This is a genomic window from Proteus sp. TSJ240517 (genome assembly GCF_047921575.1).
Taxonomy (GTDB): domain Bacteria; phylum Pseudomonadota; class Gammaproteobacteria; order Enterobacterales; family Enterobacteriaceae; genus Proteus.
This window is the reverse complement of sequence record NZ_JBLRMH010000003.1, coordinates 44,579-65,102: the sequence shown is the minus strand read 5'-3', so window position 1 is coordinate 65,102 and position 20,524 is coordinate 44,579. Positions and strand designations below refer to the sequence as shown.

Sequence of the window (20,524 nt, the reverse complement as noted above, 5' to 3'; positions counted from 1 at the left end):
GGATTTTTAGATTGACTTCCCTTATCAGGAGACAAAGGTATGTTTGCCTTAACAAATGCTGTTATTTATACAGGTTTCGACCGTTTAGAAAACCACGCCATTATTATTAACGGCTCCCGTATTGAGCAGGTTTGCCCACAGGATCAACTGCCAAAAGATATCACTGTTCGTGATATGAAAGGTGCAATTGTCTCTCCCGGTTTTATCGATTTACAGGTTAATGGCTGTGGTGGCGTACAATTTAATGACACGCCTGAAAATGTCACCGTTGAAACGTTAGAAATTATGCAAAAAGCAAATGAACGTTTAGGTTGCACTAGCTATTTACCCACGTTAATTACCTGTTCTGATGAATTGATGAAAATAGGCATTGACGCAACTCGTGCTTATATGAAGAAACATGAAAATAAAGTGTTGGGATTACATTTAGAAGGCCCTTATATCAATGTAATTAAAAAAGGGACTCATGATCCACAGTTTATTCGCCAACCTAGTGCACAGATGATTGACTATTTGTGCGATAATGCTGATGTTATCGCTAAAATCACCCTCGCGCCTGAAATGGTTGATGAAAAGTATGTTCGTCAATTAATCAAAGCAGGTATCATTGTTTCTGCGGGTCACTCCAATTCGACTTATGAAGAAGCACGTAAAGGATTCCGTAATGGTATCTCATTATCGACTCACCTTTACAACGCAATGCCTTATATTACAGGCAGAGGTCCGGGGCTTGTAGGTGCCATTTATGATACACCTGAGGTTTATGCTGGTATCATTGCCGATGGTTTACATGTTTCATGGGCAAATATTCGTAACAGTAAGCGTCTGAAAGGTGAAAAACTACTTTTAGTCACAGATGCAACTGCGCCAGCAGGGCTTGATCCTAGTAAAAATGAGATGGATAGCTTCGTTTTTGCGGGTAAAACCATATATTATCGTAATGGTCTTTGTGTCGATGCAGATGGCACATTAAGTGGATCATCACTGACCATGATTGGTGCAATTAAAAATAGCGTGATCCATGTAGGTATTCCATTAGATGAAACATTGCGGATGGCAACACTTTATCCTGCTCGTGCAATCGGAATGGAAAAAGAATTGGGAACAATTGAAGCAGGAAAAATTGCAAACCTCACTTCTTTCGACAAGGACTTCAACCTTTGCACAACGTTTGTCAATGGTATCGAAATAACTGAATAACTAATGGATGTCTATGCTGATGAGTCATAACAACACTGAAACGCAAATTGGCAATATCGATCTTGTTAAACAACTTAACAGTGCGATTGTGTATCGACTGATTGATCAACACGGGCCAATTTCCCGTATCCAAATAGCCGAACAAAGCCAACTAGCGCCAGCCAGTGTGACTAAAATTACTCGTCAGTTGCTTGAACGAGGCTTAATCAAAGAGGTTGATCAACAGGCATCAACAGGTGGACGTCGCGCAATTTCTATTATTGTTGAACACCGCAATTTTAATACAGTCAGTGTGCGATTGGGGCGTAATGATGCCACCGTCGCTCTTTACGATCTGAGCGGTAAAGTCATCATTGAACAACACTACCCTCTAGAGCAGAGTACTCAAAATGAAGTTGAAGCCCTGCTCATCAATGCAATTGATGACTTTATTAAACAAAATCAACGTCGCATTCGTGAGCTTATTTCAATTTCCGTGATTTTGCCCGGTCTTGTTGATCCAAATAAAGGCATTGTTCGTTATATGCCTCATATGAAAGTAGATAATTGGGCTCTGGTAAATAGCTTAGAAAAACGCTTTAGCCTGCCTTGTTATGCTGGGCATGATATTCGAAGCCTTGCACTAGCTGAAAACTATTTTGGTGCCACACGAGATTGTGAAGACTCACTACTCGTCCGGATACATCGTGGTGCAGGTGCGGGTGTTATCATTAATAATAAAATTCTGCTCAACCAGCGTGGTAACCTTGGGGAAATTGGTCATATTCAAATCGATCCTCTAGGTGAACGTTGCCATTGTGGTAATTTTGGTTGTTTAGAAACGATTGCATCCAATACTGCTATCGAAGCCAAAGTGCGCTATCAATTAGAGCAAGGCTACCCAAGCCAGTATTTATCGCCAACACAGTGCCAAATCCAAGATATTTGTCGAGCTGCTGTAAAAAATGACCCGCTAGCAGTCGAAACCATCAAACAAGTGGGTTTACATTTAGGTAAAGCGATTGCGATCGCTATTAACTTATTTAACCCACAAAAAGTGGTTTTAGCGGGTGAATTGACTGAAGCAGCTGAAGTTTTACTTCCCTCAATTCAAAGTTGTATTAATACGCAAGTATTAAAAGAATTCAGAGAAGAGCTTCCTGTCGTCACATCAGAGCTTGATCATCGTTCAGCCATAGGGGCTTTTGCCTTAACTAAACGCGCAATGCTTAACGGAGAATTGCTTCAACAGCTATTAGAAAAGTAATTTATTGTCGATAAATTACACTTTTTGAGTTGAATGTATACTTTTCTGACCTTTATTGTGAAATAAGTCTAAAATTCAATCAGTAATATCCAAAGAAAAAGAAATGTAGCGTGATTTTTTCACCGCATTTCTTTTTTTATGCTCATTGTTCTTCATCTTTTCCTTCTTTCACTTAATCTCATTTCTGTTACTGCTTTGTTTTTTCTTTTTATTCACACACTATTGCGTCTTATTTTTTGAGATATTTTTCATCAACAAGGTTGTTTTTTGGATCTTTTTTCGACAAAATGATTAACCATCGAGCAAACGGACACGTTTCTCGAAAATTAATGCAAAAAGCAGTTGACGGATTTGTCTGTAATACGCATAATGCGCCCCGCAACGCCGACGAAGGTTATGCAAAAAAAAGATGGCTATGTAGCTCAGCTGGTTAGAGCACAACACTCATAATGTTGGGGTCACAGGTTCGAATCCCGTCATAGCCACCATCTTTTTGCGGGAGTGGCGAAATTGGTAGACGCACCAGATTTAGGTTCTGGCGCCGCAAGGTGTGCGAGTTCAAGTCTCGCCTCCCGCACCATTTTAACCTCGTCAAGAATTTATCAGTTGGGATATCGCCAAGCGGTAAGGCACCAGGTTTTGATCCTGGCATTCCCAGGTTCGAATCCTGGTATCCCAGCCATATTTCTGATAAATAAGTGTGTTGACAATTGAATTAGCGGATGGGGTATCGCCAAGCGGTAAGGCACCAGGTTTTGATCCTGGCATTCCCAGGTTCGAATCCTGGTACCCCAGCCATCTTTCAAAAGAAAGATAGCTAGATTCAATAAGGCTATGTAGCTCAGCTGGTTAGAGCACAACACTCATAATGTTGGGGTCACAGGTTCGAATCCCGTCATAGCCACCATTTTTTGGGATATCGCCAAGCGGTAAGGCACCAGGTTTTGATCCTGGCATTCCCAGGTTCGAATCCTGGTATCCCAGCCATATTTTGAAAGAGAGACTCGCAGAGCGAGTCTTTTTTTCTGAAAAGTTGTATGCGGGAGTGGCGAAATTGGTAGACGCACCAGATTTAGGTTCTGGCGCCGCAAGGTGTGCGAGTTCAAGTCTCGCCTCCCGCACCATTGATTACTAACGTGTTTATCACGAAATCAACAGATAAGACTCGCAATAGCGGGTCTTATCTGTTTTTATCTCTTCATTTTTTCCTATCTGTTATCTAAACATCATTCTTCCCCCTTCTTTTCTTATTCCTCTACTCTCAAAGATCAACATTCTCCACATCATCATTTTTTATTTATTCTCATCACTCCACACTTTATTGATCCCTCTGTACATATATCTCTCCAGATACTATACTCCCCCATAGTATATTTAAGGATTATGTATGCCACACTCACCAGCAGAAAAAAAAGCCGCGTTAACTCGCGTAAGAAAAATTAAAGGGCAGCTTCTTGCATTAGAAACTGCACTTGAAAATGAAAATGAATGCGGTCAGGTATTACAACAAATTGCCGCCATCAGAGGTGCTATTAACGGTCTGATGGCAGGTGTGCTCGAAAGTCATTTACGTGAAGGTCTTATGGATGCCGTCGCTTCTCCTGAAGATCAAAAAAATTCCGTTGATGATGCCATTTCACTTATCCGCACTTACCTGCGTTAATAACAAAAAGGATACACCATGAAATCTCGTGCTGCGGTCGCATTTGGACCAGGAGAACCTTTAAAAATCGTTGAAGTTGATGTAATGCCACCTCAAGCGGGTGAAGTGCTCATAAAAATTAGCCACACAGGCGTTTGTCATACAGACGCATTTACACTCTCTGGTGATGATCCTGAAGGTGTATTCCCTGCAATTCTTGGTCATGAAGGTGCTGGTGTAGTTGTAGAAGTTGGTGAAGGTGTCACTAGCGTTAAACCAGGCGATCACGTTATTCCTCTGTACACTGCTGAATGTGGTGAATGTCTATTCTGTAAATCAGGCAAAACAAACTTATGTGTTGCAGTCAGAGCAACGCAAGGTAAAGGTTTAATGCCAGATGGAACAACACGTTTTTCTTATAACGGGCAGCCTATTTATCACTATATGGGATGCTCTACTTTTAGCGAATACACTGTGGTGGCTGAAGTTTCTCTAGCAAAAATCAATCCAGAAGCCAATCACGAAGAAGTTTGCTTATTAGGTTGTGGCGTAACAACCGGTATTGGCGCGGTTCACAATACAGCAAAAGTGCAAGAAGGTGATTCGGTTGCAGTGTTTGGTTTAGGAGGCATTGGTCTTGCTGTTCTTCAAGGCGCAAGACAAGCCAAAGCAGGTCGAATTTTTGCGATTGATACTAATCCTGAAAAATTTGAATTAGCACGTCAATTTGGTGCTACAGATTGCTTAAATCCTAATGACCACGACAAGCCCATTCAGCAAGTCCTTGTTGAAATGACACAATGGGGTGTTGACCATACTTTTGAATGTATTGGTAACGTTAATGTCATGAGAGCTGCATTAGAAAGTGCACATCGTGGCTGGGGTCAATCCATTATTATTGGTGTTGCTGGTGCAGGACAAGAGATCTCAACTCGTCCTTTCCAATTAGTCACAGGTCGTTCGTGGAGAGGCACCGCTTTTGGTGGTGTTAAAGGTCGTAGCCAATTACCCGGTATGGTTGAGGATGCAATGAAAGGCGATATCGAACTTAAGCCTTTTGTTACCCATAAACTACCGTTAGAAAAAATTAATGAAGCTTTTGATTTAATGCACGAAGGTAAATCAATCCGTACAGTTATTCATTTCGATTAATCATCTTCAAACCTATGTCTCATAGGTTTGTCTTTGCTTTTAAAGGAGTCAAAATGGAAAGGATTGAACGTCACGCCTGCTTTGGTGGTTGGCAAGAAGTCTATCAACATACATCAAAGACGTTAAATTGTGAGATGAAATTTGCCATCTACCTTCCTCCTATGGAAGAAGAACAAAAATACCCTGTTTTATATTGGTTATCAGGCTTAACCTGCAACGAACAAAATTTTATTACTAAATCAGGCGCTCAACAATTTGCGGCACAACATGGCATTATTTTAGTCGTACCTGATACCAGCCCTCGCGGTGAAAATGTCGCTGATGATAGTGCTTATGATTTAGGGCAAGGCGCTGGCTTTTACCTTAATGCGACACAATCGCCGTGGAATACTCATTACAATATGTATGACTACATTGTTGATGAGCTTCCTACACTGATAGAAATGCATTTTCCTGTGACTCATCAACGTGCTATTAGTGGGCATTCGATGGGAGGTCATGGGGCATTAACGATTGCATTGCGAAATTCGGCACGCTACCGCAGTGTGTCAGCGTTTTCTCCGATAGTAGCACCGTCAGTTGTTCCTTGGGGTAAAAAAGCGTTTAGCGCTTATTTAGGCGATGATACAACACAATGGCACCAATATGATGCGGTGGCATTAATTAGCCAAGCAGAAAGTGTATTACCTATGCGTGTTGATGTCGGACTCGATGATCCTTTCTATCAAGAGCAACTGAAGCCTGAATTATTTTCACAAGCTTGTGATGCAAAACAATTTCCTTATCAATTGAATTTACATCAAGGGTACGATCACAGTTACTACTTTGTGGCGAGCTTTATTGGTGAGCATATTGCTTTTCATGCCAAGCATTTAAAAGCATAACAACAATGCGATGATCTTATTGCTGATATTCAACTCAGATCATCGCATTTCTAATTACTTAATACCTAACGCATAACGTAATGCCGCTTCTTTCGCTTTTCCTGCATGTTGAGCAGCTAAAAGGCCGAGATTTCTAACAACTTTTAAACCCGGTAATTGGTGGCTAAAGGCGTGATAAAATACGTCCATGCCAGCTTGCATGACTAAATTATCAGGCATACGACGGCGCTGATATTTCTTCAATAACGCCATTGAATCCCAAGGCTCAAAATGTTTTTTGGCATCAGCGACTAAATCTAAGAAACAATCCACATCACGGTAACCTAAATTAACGCCCTGTCCCGCTAAAGGATTGATGGTGTGAGCCGCATCTCCCAACAAAACAATGCCTTTATCAACGTAACGACTTGCATGCTGACGCGTTAATGGGAATGAACCTGCAGCAATAGGTGTCGCTTTACCTAATCGCTCAGGAAAAGCATGTTGAATTTCTTTTTCTAACTGCGCCATTGTCATATTTTGCAGTTTTCTAATTCTGTCAGGCGAGTCATACCAAACCAAACAAGCCCAATTATCAAAAAGCGGTAAATAAGCACGAGGACCTGAAGGATAAAAACGTTGCCATGTACCCTTTTCAGGAGGCAACTCTGTTTTCACAGTGATCAGCATACAAGATTGACGATATTGCCAGCCATTGCTACCGATACCCGCAAATTGGCGCACTCGAGAGTTTGCACCATCCGCACCCACCACTAAATTTGTGGTCACTTCACTGCCATCTGAAAGGGTTACTTTCCATTTATCATCTAAATAAGTCATTTTACTTAGACTATTTGGACATAATAAAGTGATATTGCTATAACGTTCAGCCTCTTGCCAAAGGGCTAATTGCAAAATTCGGTTTTCAACCATATAGCCTAATTCAGGTAAACCTAAGCTTTTAGCATCAAAAACCACATGGGCATTTTCTTCTTCCCATGTTTCTAAGGTAAGATAAGGCGCAGAACGCATCGCTAAAACATGTTGCCATGCACCTAATTGTTTTAATAGACTAACAGACGCGCAACTAATCGCAGAAATACGGATATCAGGATGAGATGACGCATCAAAAGGTGCTGGAGACTGCCGTTCAATCATTGCAACACGCAATCCTTCTTGCGCCAGCCCAATTGCAACAGCAGCGCCAATCATCCCTCCACCAGCGATGATTGCATCAAAATCGTTTTTTACATTACTCATCATTGTTATGCCATAACTCATTACTTTAAATAATAGGTAAGCGCTGTTTCAGTTTATTTCGATTAAACTAAACGCCATAGAGAATTAGCGCCGACTTGCTCTAGTCACTGACCACACAAATGACTACAATAACCGCCTTATTGGCTTATTACACGCAACGTTTTCCAATGATTAGCTATTGTCTCACTGAAAATACCGGATTTACACAATGTCGACGATAAAAAAACTGTACATTAAAACTTGGGGCTGTCAGATGAATGAGTACGATTCATCCAAAATGGCAGACCTACTCGAAAGCACCCACGGTTATCAGTTAACCGATGTCGCCGAAGACGCGGACATTCTACTGCTAAATACCTGTTCTATCCGTGAGAAAGCACAAGAAAAAGTCTTTCATCAGTTAGGACGTTGGAAATATTTTAAAGATAATAAACCCGATATTATCATTGGCGTCGGCGGTTGTGTTGCTTCTCAAGAAGGTGAATACATCCGTCAACGTGCGCAGTGTGTCGATATTATCTTCGGACCACAAACTTTACACCGTTTACCTGAAATGATTAATCAGGTTAAAGGGACTAAAAGCCCTGTTGTCGATATTAGCTTCCCTGAAATCGAAAAATTTGACCGTTTACCAGAGCCTCGCGCTGAAGGTCCTTCTGCTTTCGTCTCCATCATGGAAGGCTGTAACAAATACTGCTCTTTCTGCGTAGTTCCTTACACTCGCGGTGAAGAAGTTAGCCGCCCTTGTGATGATGTGCTATTTGAAATTGCTCAATTAGCGGCACAAGGTGTGCGCGAAGTAAACTTGTTAGGTCAAAACGTTAACGCCTACCGAGGCGCTACTTTTGATGGTCAAATCTGTAGCTTTGCTGAATTAATTCGCTTAGTCGCCGCAATTGACGGCATTGACCGCATTCGCTTTACTACCAGCCACCCTATCGAATTTACTGACGATATTGTTGCGGTTTATGAAGATACTCCAGAATTAGTCAGCTATTTACACTTGCCAGTGCAAAGTGGTTCTGACCGCATTCTAACATTAATGAAGCGTAACCATACTGCACTTGAATATAAGAGCATCATTCGCAAACTACGCAAAGCACGTCCTGATATTCTGATAAGTTCAGACTTTATCATTGGTTTCCCGGGTGAAACCCAAGACGACTTTGAAAAAACCATGCAATTAATTGCGGATGTTAATTTCGATATGAGCTTTAGTTTCATCTATTCAGCACGTCCGGGCACCCCAGCGGCTGATTTACCTGATGATGTCAGTGAAGATGAGAAGAAACAACGTTTATATCTGCTACAACAGCGCATCAATCAACAAGCAATGAACTTTAGCCGTGCAATGTTAAATACGGTACAGCGTATTCTAGTTGAAGGACCTTCACGTAAAAATGTGATGGAGCTTTCTGGTCGTACTGAGAATAACCGTGTGGTTAACTTTGAAGGTACACCAGATATGATTGGTAAGTTCGTTGATGTTGAGATTGTTGACGTTTATGCCAACTCACTACGTGGTAAAGTCATTAGAACGGAAGACCAAATGGATTTACGTATTCACGAATCTCCAGAATCCGTCATTGCACGTACACGTAAAGAAGATGAATTAGGGGTAGGTGTTTACCAACCTTAATTGATCAGATTGAACAAAAGGATAATCAGTGACAGTAATAGCACATGCACAGGTAGCGACCCAAGAAATCTTCTTAGAGCCAGCTGACAATGCCCGTTTAATGAGCCTATGTGGTCCATTTGACGATAATATTAAGCAACTTGAGCGCCGTTTAGGTATCGAGATTAATCATCGTGATAACCGTTTTAAACTCACGGGAAAATCATTGTGTGTCAATGCAGCCGCAGGAATTTTACGTCGCCTGTATGTGGAAACCTCGCCAATTAAAGGCGTGATCCCCGATATCGACCCTGAACAAATTCACCTTGCAATCAAAGAAAGCCGTGTGCTTGAGCAAAGTGATGAGCATGTTCCTGAATTTGGGAAATCAACCAATATTCGAACTAAGCGAGGTGTGATAAAACCTCGTACACCGAATCAGGCACAATATATTGCCAATATCCAGACTCATGATATTACTTTTGGTATTGGGCCTGCTGGTACAGGGAAAACTTATCTGGCTGTTGCTGCTGCTGTTGATGCTCTTGAACGCCAAGAAGTGCGTCGTATTTTATTAACGCGTCCTGCGGTTGAAGCGGGTGAAAAACTGGGCTTTTTACCGGGCGATTTAAGTCAAAAAGTCGATCCCTATTTACGACCACTTTATGATGCGTTATTTGAGATGTTAGGTTTTGAAAAAGTTGAGAAACTAATAGAGCGTAATGTCATTGAAGTCGCCCCCCTCGCCTATATGCGTGGACGCACATTAAATGACGCCTTTATTATTCTTGATGAAAGCCAAAACACGACCATCGAACAGATGAAAATGTTCTTAACACGTATTGGCTTTAACTCTAAAGCGGTTATCACTGGGGATATTACTCAAATTGACCTGCCAAGAGGCAATAAATCAGGCTTACGTCATGCCATTGAAGTTTTATCTGATGTTAATGACTTAAGTTTTAACTTTTTCCATAGTGAAGACGTTGTTCGCCATCCCGTGGTTGCCAAAATTGTTATCGCCTATGAAGCTTGGGAAACGGAAGATCAAAAACGCCGCCAAGCTATCAAAGCAGAAAAAGAGAAGCTTCAGAGAGAAAATCATGAGTGAAGTTATCCTTGATTTACAAGTAGCAAGTGAAAATGCGCAAGGGCTTCCTACTGAAGCCCAATTTATGACATGGTTAGAAGCGGTATTACCGCAATTTCAACCTGTAAGTGAAGTGACTATTCGTATTGTTGATGAGGCAGAAAGTCACGAACTGAATCTCACTTATCGTGGAAAAGACAAACCGACTAACGTGCTTTCTTTTCCCTTTGAGGCTCCGCCTGAAATTGAATTGCCGTTATTAGGTGATTTGATTATTTGCCGCCAAGTGGTAGAAAAAGAGGCGGTTGAGCAGAGTAAGACTGTTGAAGAACACTGGGCACACATGGTTATTCATGGATGTCTCCATCTTTTAGGCTATGATCATATTGAAGATGATGAAGCCGAAGAAATGGAAGGTTTAGAGACAGAAATCTTACAAAATTTAGGTTATGCAGATCCCTATTTGATTGAAAAAGAGTAACAGTTCTCTTATTTTTATGATAAATACTATATCTAATTAACCATTCAATGAGGAAAAATAGTTAAAACGCCATGAGCGACGACCAATCTTCGAGTAACGATAACCCTGGTCCTAAGAAAGGGTTTCTCACACTGCTTAATCAGTGGTTCCACGGTGAACCTAAAAACCGTGATGATCTGATGGAGCTTATCCGCGATTCTGAACAGAAAGAATTAATTGATCCCGACACCCGCGACATGCTTGAAGGGGTAATGGATATTGCTGAACAACGCGTTCGGGACATAATGATCCCTCGCTCGCAAATTGTCACACTAAAACGCAATCAAACCCTTGATGAGTGTTTAGATGTGATTATTGATTCAGCACATTCTCGTTTCCCAGTCATTAGCGAGGACAAAGATCATATTGAAGGCTTATTAATGGCAAAAGATCTACTGCCATTTATGCGTACCGACGCAGAGCCATTTAGTATGGATAAAGTCTTACGCTCTGCTGTTGTTGTGCCTGAAAGCAAACGGGTTGATCGCCTATTAAAAGAGTTCCGCTCTCAACGCTATCATATGGCGATTGTGATCGATGAATTTGGAGGCGTATCTGGACTCGTCACAATTGAGGATATTCTTGAACTTATCGTAGGCGAAATTGAAGATGAGTATGATGATGAGGATGATATTGATATTCGTCCATTAAGTCGTCACGCTTACTCAGTTCGAGCTTTAACCCAGATAGAAGATTTCAATGAAGCGTTCGGTACGCATTTCAGCGATGAAGAAGTTGATACGATTGGCGGTTTAGTCATGCAAGCCTTTGGTCACCTTCCTGCTCGTGGTGAAACTATTACCATTGATAATTACCAATTTAAAGTTGTTATGGCAGATAGCCGTAAGATCATTCAGGTTTATGTGCATATCCCCGATGATGCGCCAATCCCTGAACTAGGTAATGATGCATAGGATATCAATGAATAAGATCTCTTTCTTAAACCGCCAGTGGGTTCGCGCCCTTCTGGCGGTTTTTTTCGGTGCCATTGGCACATTGGCATTTTCGCCATTTGATTTTTGGCCTGCGGCGTTAATTTCACTACTTGGCTTATTACTGATAATCACTCACCGCACAACTCGTCAAGGCGCATTCCTTGGTTTTGCTTGGGGATTTGGGTTATTTGGTAGTGGCGTAAATTGGGTTTACGTCAGTATCGCTGATTTTGGTGGTATGCCGTTTGCGATAAATATCTTTTTAGTGATTTTATTAGCACTCTATTTATCACTCTACACGCTATTATTTGCAGGATTACTGAATAAGTTTTTTCCAAAACCAACGCTCTGGCGGTTTGTATTTGCAGCTCCTGCATTATGGCAAATCACTGAATTCTTAAGAGGTTGGGTGTTATCAGGTTTCCCTTGGTTGCAGTTTGGTTATAGCCAGATTGATGGCCCATTAAAAGGTATTGCACCTATTTTTGGTGTTACCATGATAACGCTACTCCTAACCATTATCAGTGGATTAATTGCGTTTGCACTCTATCGCAAATCGATTTATAGCGTCGTGGTTGCACTGCTTTTATTAGTATTACCTATCAGCTTTAAGTCCTATCAGTGGTATCAACCTTTGCCTGATGAAACGCAAGAAATTGCATTAGTTCAAGGTAATATTGCACAATCTTTAAAATGGGAACCAGGTACATTAGAGAGCACATTAAAAACCTATCTCACCTTAAGTCGCCCTTTTATTGGTAATGCAAATCTCATTATTTGGCCTGAATCTGCGATCCCTGATGTTGAAATTCAACAGCAAGGTTTTTTAGCAGAATTAGATAAGCAATTAAGAGAGCAAGATACCCATTTAATGACGGGAATTATTGATGCTCGACCGACATTAGAAGGTTATCGTTTCTACAATAGTGTCATCACATTAGGTGAACACTATGCTTATCAATACCCAGCAACAGATCGCTATAACAAACATCACCTTGTTCCTTTTGGTGAATATGTACCATTAGAATCGCTATTACGCCCACTTGCGCCTTTCTTTAATTTACCGATGTCATCATTAAGCCAAGGTGAATATGTACAGCCTCAGCTCACTGTCAATGATGCCAAAATAACCGCAGCTATTTGTTACGAAATTATTTTAGGTGAACAAGTCCGCGCTAATTTTAAACCCGATACACGATTCTTATTAACGATTTCTAATGATGCGTGGTTTGGTAATTCAATCGGCCCTTGGCAACATTTTCAAATGGCAAGAATGCGCTCTTTAGAGTTAGGAAGACCATTATTACGCTCAACGAATAACGGTATTACCGCCTTTATTGCAGCCAATGGTGATGTTATTTCTCAACTTCCTCAGTTTGAAGAAGGTGCTTTAGCAGAAAAAATCACACCAACAACTGGGTTAACCCCTTATTACAAGTGGGGTAATACACCATTGTGGATAATGGTTGGATTATTTTTTATCATCGCCTTTATTAAACGGCGAGTTGAGTAAAGCAAAATAAAATAACGGAATTCAATATAATAATGAATTCCGTTATTTTTAATCGATTAAAGCTTAAAATGATTGCTTGTATACCGTTCAAAGGCCAGCCCACCATAAACGTAGTTTTAATCCCCACGAAGATGACCAACCGCTCGTAAAGCCTACCATTTCCCCTTTATAAACAATAACAAATGAAGGTGTTGCACTAATTTCCCACTGCTGAGAAATCTCTCCTCGACTATCATTTATTACAGGAAAGACCAATCCTTTAGACTGAATACCGCGCTCTAACTTTGCGTTATCACCAGAACGGATCGCAACAGATGTCACGTTATAGCCATCTAGTGCTACCGAATTTACTGAGGGAGTTGTTAGTTTACAAATCCCACACCAAGTTGCCCAAAAATAGATTAACAAAGGCTTTTCAGCACTCAATTCAGCTAAAGAGACAACTTTATTATCAACAGTATATAGCTCAGGCAAATTCGTTAAGGCTGGTGGCGTAGGTTGACGCCACCAATCCATTGCAAAAGAAGCTAAAACGAAAATGACAATCAGAACAATCAGTTCTTTACTCCACTTTCGTAAGCGACTACGCATTATTTTTTCACTTTAGCCAGTTGTTCTTTAACAATCACTTCTAGCTGAGCGTAATCAACGGCACCAGGGATAACCATATCGCCAACAACCGTTGCAGGTGTACCTTGAATACCTAACTTACGAGAAAGATCTAAGTTGTTTTGTAACACTTTTAGGCTTTCATCGGTTAATTTCACTTTGCTTGTATTGGTTGTTTTCATTGCATCATCAATACTTGCGCTATCGAGCATTGTTTTCTTCTGCATTAAACGTTGGTGTAATGCTAAGAATGCTTTCGGATCTTCTTTCCAAACTGAAAGCACAGCTTGAGAGGCTTTTGCAGAACTTTCACCTTTAAATGGCAGTGGTTTAATAACCACGGCAACTTCAGGATAATCTTTTGTGATTTGTTCTAATAATGGGTCGAAGCGTTTGCAATAAGGACAGTTATAATCAGTAAAAGAAACCAACACTAACTTAGCGTCTTTGGCACCAATACGAGGGCTTGCTGCATCGTTATATAATGCGTCATGCTCTGCTTTTAATGCAGTACGGAATTGAGCTTGTTGCTCATCTGCTTTTTGCGCTTGTAATGCTGTGATAGCTTCTTCCAAAATTTCTGGATTTTTAATTAACGTATCACGAACCAGCGCGCGAACTTCTTTTTCCTGATCCGCACTTAACGCTGCTGCTTGTACATTTGCACCAAAAAGTAACGAAGAGATAACCAGTGCAGAAAGTGTTTTTTTCATTATTGGGCTCCTTTAGCCTCAGAAAGAACTGTCAATGTTGAATCTTTATTTAAAATAGGAGGTAAAACCACGCCATCTTTATGGCAAGGTCCATAAACTTGGTTAAAAGGTACTGCAACTTGACCACGTTGTTTTAAAAATTGAGTGATCTTATCGGAGGGTTTAGTCCAATCCCCTCTTAATGCAACAATATCTGGCGCAGAAAGTGCAGTTTGGATCTCTTCTCGCAATAATACATTGTATTTGTTTGCTTTGCAGGTTACACACCAATCTGCTGTTACATCAACAAATACGCGTTTATTTTCTGCTAATGCTTGGTGTATCGCTTCTTCTGATAAAGGTTGCCAATTTATCGTATCTTGACCCGCAAGTGTTTGGCTTGCTGGTTGCTCCACAAATAGATAGGTGCTTCCCCCTAAAAGGAAGGCTACCACGGTAGAAATCAATAATACTTTTTTGCCATAATGTTTTGCGATAGCAAACAATAACAACAGCCCAATAATAACAAAAATACCTGCAACTATTGGCATTCCTAAGTGAGGGATCAAGAGCGTTATTAGCCAAATACTCGACAACAGCATCATAAAGCCCAAAACAACTCTTAGGCGATTCATCCATTTACCTGGTTTTGGTAGTACTTTGGCGATAGATGGAAAGATTGCCACTAAGATCCAAGGCAAACTCATTCCAATTCCTAGGGCAGTAAAAATAAGCCATAGTTCATTTAGAGGCGCTATAAGTGCATAAGCGACTGCGGTTCCTAAAAACGGTGCTGAGCAAGGTGTCGCGAGTAAGGTTGCAAATGCACCTTCCCAAAAGTGTCGGCTATATCCTTGTCCACCCGCTGTTGCCATTTTAGTATTCATATTGCTACTTAAACGCAGTTCAAATAATCCGAATAGATTTGCGGTAAAAATAGCGGTAACTAATACCATAAAGCCAATAAACCAAGGACTTTGGAATTGGATCCCCCAACCTAAAGCTTCTTGGCTATAACGTAAGCCTGTCATAAACAGAGCTAGCGCCCAAAATGAGACTAAAATACCTAAAACAGAAACAGAAAATTGCTTGCGAATAACGCCTTTATCACGATTTTCGAGATGTAAAATTGATCCCATTTTCATCGCAAGTACGGGTAATACGCAGGGCATTAAATTCAGAATTAAGCCGCCCAATAGTGCAAAAGCAAGAATACCCCAAAGCCCAATACCTGAATTAGAAGATGGAGCAGTCTCCTCTTTTCCATGCCCTATTATGTCATTAACTTGGCGAGAGAAATCTTGGTCAGTAATAACAAAAGAAAGTACCTTACCTGAGATATTACCAGCAGCATCCCCCCAATCATCTGTCACATCAACCGTGACAAATAAGTTTTTATCTTGATGCTTTAATTTTGGAATACCGTAAAGCATACCTTCAGGAGGATCGAGATAAATATTAGGTTTAACCCAAGCACCTTGCTCTTTTTGTAAAGAGATAGTGAGTTGGCTATTGTTATAACCAGAAGAAACTGATGATATTAATCCCGTTCCAACAGGAATTTTGGCCATTGCCTGATTATATTGCCATTCAAAATCAGCAGGCACAGGTTCGGTAAGATCTAAATCTAAAGTGTAGTCAGTCAGAATGCAGACATTACTACATGTTGATAAAGTTAAAACCCCTGTTAAACGATCAGCGTGAACAGGGGATAACTCAATGGGGAAAATAACTTGTTTATCATAACCTTGCGTGTGAATACCTGCTACATCAAAAGCTGAAGGCGAAGGCCAATGCCAAATCATTGCATTTACATCTTGCGACCAATTAATTTCAGGGGCAACACCACCTTCTCCTGGAGAACGCCAATACGTTTTCCATCCAGACTCAAGCTGTACTTCAAGTAAAACTTTCACATCACCTGTTGGGAACTTTTGTGCTGTCGCCCTAACTTGTGCATGAGAATTATCAGGCGTGGTTAACCAGCCTGTATCTGCTGCTTGAGAAGTAGATAAAGTAAATAGCGTTAATATCAACGCCATAACAAAAGAACGAAACATAACAACTCCCTAAAAATTCCTACAACGCTACACATAGAGTCACGTCCAAAATAGACGAGCAATCTTTTAGCTAAAAGGAAATTTCTAATCCCTCAAAATACAATAATGAAGGTGAAGTCTGATTGGTGGAGGTGGATGATGGTGTTTTTTCTGATTACGCTGACGCGATACATAGATAGCAGCCATGCTTAACAATAGTAATACAACCCATGAATGGAAAAATGGCTCTATTGTTAATGGAGGAACAGATAATAATGATTTGGCGCTTAATTCACAGGTAGACAATGAAAAAGTGTGCTCTGTTACGCTATTCTCATCAGCAATTGGTGTTGATAGTGGGTATTGTGTTTGAGCAACAGCTGTTGCTAAGCGCTCACTAATGATGTGGGCACCTAATGAACGCTGAACAATGCAACATAAGATCAGCAAAACTGTTATCACCACTAGCCAGCGACCTGACCGCCAATTACTCATAGATGTTCCTCATCAATATGACTCGCTATCTTAACGGTAATCCACAGACAAACAACTCCTTAAGACAAACTTTACAAATCCCTACTTAGTTTATTTTTCGCATCATCTCAAATTTTCATCTTTAACCTTTATTTCTATAAGGTTTCTACTACAATAATTTTAAATATTGAAAACAACTTCCAAAAAAATAATCAACTACATTTGATTTCATTCTTTTATTGGGAGATACCTCTCGTATTTCACAAATTGCACTTCCCAACAGTATGTTATTTGTTCTATCTATTAACATTATCAAAACAAATTAAAACAAAAAAGCAACACAAAGCAAAACACCAATATCACTTATCACCACGACAGGAGTTATTATGCGCATGCGTAAACTAGCATTATCATTAATGATCTTAGGGGCGGCAGGAGCAGTACAGGCAGAAGAACTCACTGGAACCTTAAAGAAAATCAATGACAACGATATTATTATTGTTGGGCACAGAGAATCCTCTGTTCCTTTCTCTTACTATGATAATCAACAGAAAGTCGTTGGCTATTCGCAAGACTATTCCAACCTAATTGTGCAGGCTGTAAAAGACAAAATAGGCAAACCAAACTTACAAGTTCGCCTCATTCCTATTACGTCTCAGAATCGTATTCCATTATTACAAAATGGCACATTTGATTTTGAGTGTGGCTCAACAACCAACAATGAAGCTCGTCAGCAACAAGCTGGTTTCTCTAATACTATTTTCATCGTAGGTACACGTTTACTGGCGAAAAAAGACAGTGGAATTAAAGATTTTGCTGACTTGTCAGGTAAAAACGTTGTCGTAACATCAGGAACAACGTCTGAAATGTTACTCAACAAATTAAATGATGAGAAAAAGATGAATATGCGCATTATCAGCGCAAAAGATCATGGAGACTCATTCCGTACACTTGAATCAGGTCGTGCTGTTGCCTTTATGATGGATGACGCATTACTAGCTGGTGAGCGTGCTAAAGCGAAAAAACCAGGTGAGTGGGAAATTGTAGGAACCCCGCAATCTGAAGAAGCTTATGGTTGTATGTTGCGTAAAGATGATGCTCAATTCAAAGCACTAATTGATGAAACTATCGCTCAAGCACAAAAATCGGGTGAAGCAGAAAAATCGTTCAATCGCTGGTTTAATGCACCGATCCCACCTAAAAATCTTAACTTAGAATTCACCATCTCTGATGAAATGAAAGCATTATTTGCATCACCAAATGATAAGGCATTGAATTAAAAATACATAAATAATTGATGCAAAATAAATAATTATAAAGTATCTGTTGGACAGACAGATCAGTGAAGTTTGGGGCAGCCGTTCCCTGCCCCTCTTTTTTCACCGGAGGTGAAATCATGTCGATTGATTGGGATTGGGGGATATTCTTCCAAGAAGCCCCTTTCGGAAACACCACATACTTAGGATGGCTGATTTCTGGCTTTCAAGTCACCATTGCCTTATCTTTATGCGCTTGGATTATCGCCTTTCTTGTCGGTTCTTTATTCGGAATTTTACGCACAGTACCTAATCGCTGGCTTTCAAGCTTAGGCACTGTTTATGTTGAGTTATTTCGTAACGTACCACTTATTGTTCAATTCTTTACGTGGTATTTAGTTATTCCTGAACTCTTGCCTCAATCTATTGGCGACTGGTTTAAAATGGACTTAGCGCCCAATGTGCAATTTTTTGTTTCATCAGCACTCTGCTTAGGTTTATTTACCGCCGCGCGTATGTGTGAACAAGTTAGAGCCGCAATAAACTCATTACCCCGCGGACAAAAAGCCGCAGGTTTAGCATTGGGCTTAACTTTACCTCAAACTTATCGTTATGTTTTATTACCCAATGCATACCGAGTCATTATTCCACCAATGACATCCGAAATGCTCAATCTCGTGAAAAACTCAGCGATTGCCTCTACTATCGGACTTATTGATATGGCGGCACAAGCAAATAAACTCCTCGACTATTCCGCGAAAGCGTATGAGTCATTCACAGCAATCACTCTGGCCTATGTATTTATCAATGTCATCATTATGCTAATAATGCATTGGCTTGAAAAACGCGTTCGCTTACCCAGCACAACAGGAGGTCAATAATGTACGAATTTGACTGGAGTTCTGTTGTTCCAAGCCTACCATTTTTAGTCGATGGAATGGCTATCACACTAAAAATCACTATCACTGCTATTGTGGTCGGTATTTTATGGGGAACGGTGCTTGCCGTTATGCGCCTATCTACCTTTAAGCCTATTAGCTGGTTTGCAGCCGCTTACGTTAATACCTTCCGTTCTATCCCATTAGTCATGGTATTGCTGTGGTTTTATTTAATTGTGCCTAACATATTACAAAATGTTCTAGGACTTTCACCTAAAAGTGATATCCGTTTAATTTCAGCAATGATAGCGTTCTCTTTGTTTGAAGCGGCCTATTACTCTGAAATTATAAGAGCAGGTATTCAAAGTATTAGCAAAGGACAATTTTCAGCCTCACTCGCGTTAGGTATGACCAAATCACAAACCATGCGTTTAGTGATCCTACCTCAAGCCTTTCGAGCCATGATCCCGCTTTTACTGACTCAAGGAATTGTATTATTCCAAGATACATCCTTGGTTTACGTTTTAAGTCTTACTGACTTTTTCAGAACAGCGGCAAATATTGGAGAACGAGATGGTACACAAGTTGAAATGATCCTCTTTGCTGGTTTTGTTTATTTTGTCATTAGCTTCGCTGCTTCGATGTTAGTAAACTTTCTTAAAAAAAGGACTACCTAGATGATTTCCCTAAAAGACGTATCCAAATGGTATGGTCAGTTTCAAGTACTGACTGAATGTTCCACTGAAGTTAAAAAGGGGGAAGTTGTTGTTGTCTGTGGACCTTCTGGATCAGGTAAATCAACACTGATCAAAACAGTGAATGGCTTAGAGCCGATACAACAAGGCGAGATCTTTGTTAATGAAATCAAAGTAAATGACAAGCATACTGATCTTGCTAAATTACGAGCAAAAGTGGGTATGGTTTTCCAACATTTTGAACTATTCCCTCACCTCTCTATTATTGAAAATCTTACACTGGCACAAGTTAAAGTGCTTAATAGAGAGAAAGGTGCCGCAAAAGAGAAAGGATTAAAGCTATTAGAGCGAGTAGGATTAGCAAGCCATGCTAACAAATATCCAGCTCAGCTTTCTGGTGGCCAACAACAACGTGTCGCCATCGCTCGCGCATTATGCATGGACCCTATTGCAATGTTATTTGATGAACCAACATCAGCGCTTGATCCTGAAATGATTAATGAAGTACTTGATGTAATGGTAGAGCTTGCAAATGAAGGTATGACAATGATGGTAGTGAGCCATGAAATGGGTTTTGCTAAAAAAGTTGCTGACCGTATTATTTTTATGGATGAAGGTCGAATTGTGGAAGATAGACCTAAAAATGACTTTTTTGATAATCCAAAATCAGCGCGAGCAAAAGATTTCCTCGCTAAAATTCTACACTAACCCCCACATCTCCTCTGCTGGCGTGCTTTTTCAGCACGTCAGCCCCAAATAATAATTTCGATTAACCTCGCAACTAAATATCAAATAATCTTCTTTTTTCGCAATATTCCTATTATTTTTTCAGAAAATACGCA

At 40.4% G+C, this 20,524-nt stretch carries 19 protein-coding genes and 7 tRNA genes; 21 read left to right on the top strand and 5 right to left on the bottom strand.

The window, feature by feature from the left end; all coding sequences use genetic code 11:
• The first annotated feature begins 39 nt into the window (after window positions 1–39).
• From nagA to fghA, 12 genes are all read left to right on the top strand, one after another.
• Window positions 40–1,200 carry an N-acetylglucosamine-6-phosphate deacetylase gene (nagA, locus tag ACNARN_RS06630; RefSeq protein WP_109374101.1) on the top strand — a complete coding sequence of 387 codons (1,161 nt, stop codon included), beginning with the start codon at window positions 40–42 and terminating at the stop codon, window positions 1,198–1,200.
• A 13-nt stretch (window positions 1,201–1,213) separates the two neighbouring features.
• A complete protein-coding gene (nagC, locus tag ACNARN_RS06625) occupies window positions 1,214–2,446 on the top strand; it encodes a DNA-binding transcriptional regulator NagC (RefSeq protein ID WP_088493435.1) in 1,233 nt (410 codons plus the stop codon).
• A gap of 411 nt (window positions 2,447–2,857) precedes the next feature.
• Window positions 2,858–2,934: transfer RNA gene (locus ACNARN_RS06620), tRNA-Met, on the top strand.
• A gap of 7 nt (window positions 2,935–2,941) precedes the next feature.
• Window positions 2,942–3,026: transfer RNA gene (locus ACNARN_RS06615), tRNA-Leu, on the top strand.
• Between the two features lie 27 nt (window positions 3,027–3,053).
• Window positions 3,054–3,128, top strand: a tRNA-Gln gene (locus ACNARN_RS06610).
• A gap of 41 nt (window positions 3,129–3,169) precedes the next feature.
• Window positions 3,170–3,244, top strand: a tRNA-Gln gene (locus ACNARN_RS06605).
• Window positions 3,245–3,276: 32 nt separating this feature from the next.
• Window positions 3,277–3,353: transfer RNA gene (locus tag ACNARN_RS06600), tRNA-Met, on the top strand.
• A gap of 5 nt (window positions 3,354–3,358) precedes the next feature.
• Window positions 3,359–3,433, top strand: a tRNA-Gln gene (locus tag ACNARN_RS06595).
• 52 nt (window positions 3,434–3,485) lie between these two features.
• Window positions 3,486–3,570, top strand: a tRNA-Leu gene (locus ACNARN_RS06590).
• Window positions 3,571–3,833: 263 nt separating this feature from the next.
• Window positions 3,834–4,109 (top strand): metal-sensing transcriptional repressor, encoded by a 276-nt coding sequence (locus ACNARN_RS06585; RefSeq protein WP_036938507.1) that lies wholly within the window; start codon window positions 3,834–3,836, stop codon window positions 4,107–4,109.
• Window positions 4,110–4,127: 18 nt separating this feature from the next.
• Window positions 4,128–5,240: an S-(hydroxymethyl)glutathione dehydrogenase/class III alcohol dehydrogenase gene (locus tag ACNARN_RS06580; RefSeq protein ID WP_198630178.1), complete on the top strand. Its 1,113-nt coding sequence runs from the start codon at window positions 4,128–4,130 to the stop codon at window positions 5,238–5,240.
• 53 nt (window positions 5,241–5,293) lie between these two features.
• Complete coding sequence (gene fghA / locus ACNARN_RS06575) at window positions 5,294–6,124, top strand: S-formylglutathione hydrolase (protein WP_198626111.1); 831 nt, start codon at window positions 5,294–5,296, stop codon at window positions 6,122–6,124.
• A 54-nt stretch (window positions 6,125–6,178) separates the two neighbouring features.
• On the opposite strand, the gene ubiF is transcribed toward fghA, so the two are convergent.
• A complete protein-coding gene (gene ubiF / locus ACNARN_RS06570) occupies window positions 6,179–7,366 on the bottom strand; it encodes a 3-demethoxyubiquinol 3-hydroxylase (RefSeq protein ID WP_416304262.1) in 1,188 nt (395 codons plus the stop codon).
• A gap of 205 nt (window positions 7,367–7,571) precedes the next feature.
• On the opposite strand from ubiF, the gene miaB reads away from it, so the two are divergent.
• The 5 genes from miaB to lnt all read left to right on the top strand — a co-directional run bounded on the left by miaB (window position 7,572) and on the right by lnt (window position 13,039).
• Window positions 7,572–9,002: a tRNA (N6-isopentenyl adenosine(37)-C2)-methylthiotransferase MiaB gene (gene miaB, locus ACNARN_RS06565; protein WP_198620398.1), complete on the top strand. Its 1,431-nt coding sequence runs from the start codon at window positions 7,572–7,574 to the stop codon at window positions 9,000–9,002.
• 28 nt (window positions 9,003–9,030) lie between these two features.
• On the top strand, window positions 9,031–10,092 hold the full coding sequence (locus ACNARN_RS06560; protein ID WP_198620397.1) for a PhoH family protein: 1,062 nt from the start codon (window positions 9,031–9,033) through the stop codon (window positions 10,090–10,092).
• Window positions 10,085–10,552: an rRNA maturation RNase YbeY gene (gene ybeY, locus ACNARN_RS06555; protein WP_151434555.1), complete on the top strand. Its 468-nt coding sequence runs from the start codon at window positions 10,085–10,087 to the stop codon at window positions 10,550–10,552. The genes ACNARN_RS06560 and ybeY overlap by 8 nt, the downstream gene beginning before the upstream one ends.
• Window positions 10,553–10,623: 71 nt before the next feature.
• Window positions 10,624–11,505, top strand: coding sequence for a CNNM family magnesium/cobalt transport protein CorC (gene corC / locus ACNARN_RS06550; RefSeq protein ID WP_023581153.1), 882 nt, complete (start codon window positions 10,624–10,626; stop codon window positions 11,503–11,505).
• A 7-nt stretch (window positions 11,506–11,512) separates the two neighbouring features.
• Window positions 11,513–13,039 (top strand): apolipoprotein N-acyltransferase, encoded by a 1,527-nt coding sequence (gene lnt, locus ACNARN_RS06545; RefSeq protein WP_198620396.1) that lies wholly within the window; start codon window positions 11,513–11,515, stop codon window positions 13,037–13,039.
• Window positions 13,040–13,126: 87 nt separating this feature from the next.
• Here the strand turns inward: lnt and ACNARN_RS06540 are convergent, their stop codons facing one another.
• The 4 genes from ACNARN_RS06540 to ACNARN_RS06525 form a co-directional block, all read right to left on the bottom strand.
• On the bottom strand, window positions 13,127–13,630 hold the full coding sequence (locus ACNARN_RS06540; protein ID WP_416304261.1) for a protein disulfide oxidoreductase: 504 nt from the start codon (window positions 13,628–13,630) through the stop codon (window positions 13,127–13,129).
• Entirely contained in the window at window positions 13,630–14,361 is a 732-nt protein-coding gene (locus tag ACNARN_RS06535) for a DsbA family protein (protein WP_416304260.1), read from the bottom strand. Before ACNARN_RS06535 ends, ACNARN_RS06540 begins: the two co-directional genes overlap by 1 nt.
• Window positions 14,361–16,400 carry a protein-disulfide reductase DsbD family protein gene (locus ACNARN_RS06530; protein ID WP_198632552.1) on the bottom strand — a complete coding sequence of 680 codons (2,040 nt, stop codon included), beginning with the start codon at window positions 16,398–16,400 and terminating at the stop codon, window positions 14,361–14,363. Before ACNARN_RS06530 ends, ACNARN_RS06535 begins: the two co-directional genes overlap by 1 nt.
• 84 nt (window positions 16,401–16,484) lie before the next feature.
• Window positions 16,485–16,874 (bottom strand): metal resistance protein, encoded by a 390-nt coding sequence (locus ACNARN_RS06525; protein ID WP_196534176.1) that lies wholly within the window; start codon window positions 16,872–16,874, stop codon window positions 16,485–16,487.
• A gap of 365 nt (window positions 16,875–17,239) precedes the next feature.
• On the opposite strand from ACNARN_RS06525, the gene ACNARN_RS06520 reads away from it, so the two are divergent.
• From ACNARN_RS06520 to ACNARN_RS06505, 4 genes are all read left to right on the top strand, one after another.
• Window positions 17,240–18,133, top strand: coding sequence for an amino acid ABC transporter substrate-binding protein (locus ACNARN_RS06520; RefSeq protein ID WP_109374089.1), 894 nt, complete (start codon window positions 17,240–17,242; stop codon window positions 18,131–18,133).
• Between the two features lie 116 nt (window positions 18,134–18,249).
• The gene (locus tag ACNARN_RS06515; protein ID WP_416304259.1) at window positions 18,250–18,990 is read left to right on the top strand and encodes an amino acid ABC transporter permease; all 741 of its coding nucleotides are present in this window, start codon (window positions 18,250–18,252) and stop codon (window positions 18,988–18,990) included.
• Window positions 18,990–19,664, top strand: coding sequence for a glutamate/aspartate ABC transporter permease GltK (gltK, locus tag ACNARN_RS06510; protein ID WP_023581146.1), 675 nt, complete (start codon window positions 18,990–18,992; stop codon window positions 19,662–19,664). Before ACNARN_RS06515 ends, gltK begins: the two co-directional genes overlap by 1 nt.
• A complete protein-coding gene (locus ACNARN_RS06505) occupies window positions 19,665–20,390 on the top strand; it encodes an amino acid ABC transporter ATP-binding protein (RefSeq protein ID WP_416304258.1) in 726 nt (241 codons plus the stop codon).
• The last annotated feature ends 134 nt before the right edge of the window (window positions 20,391–20,524 follow it).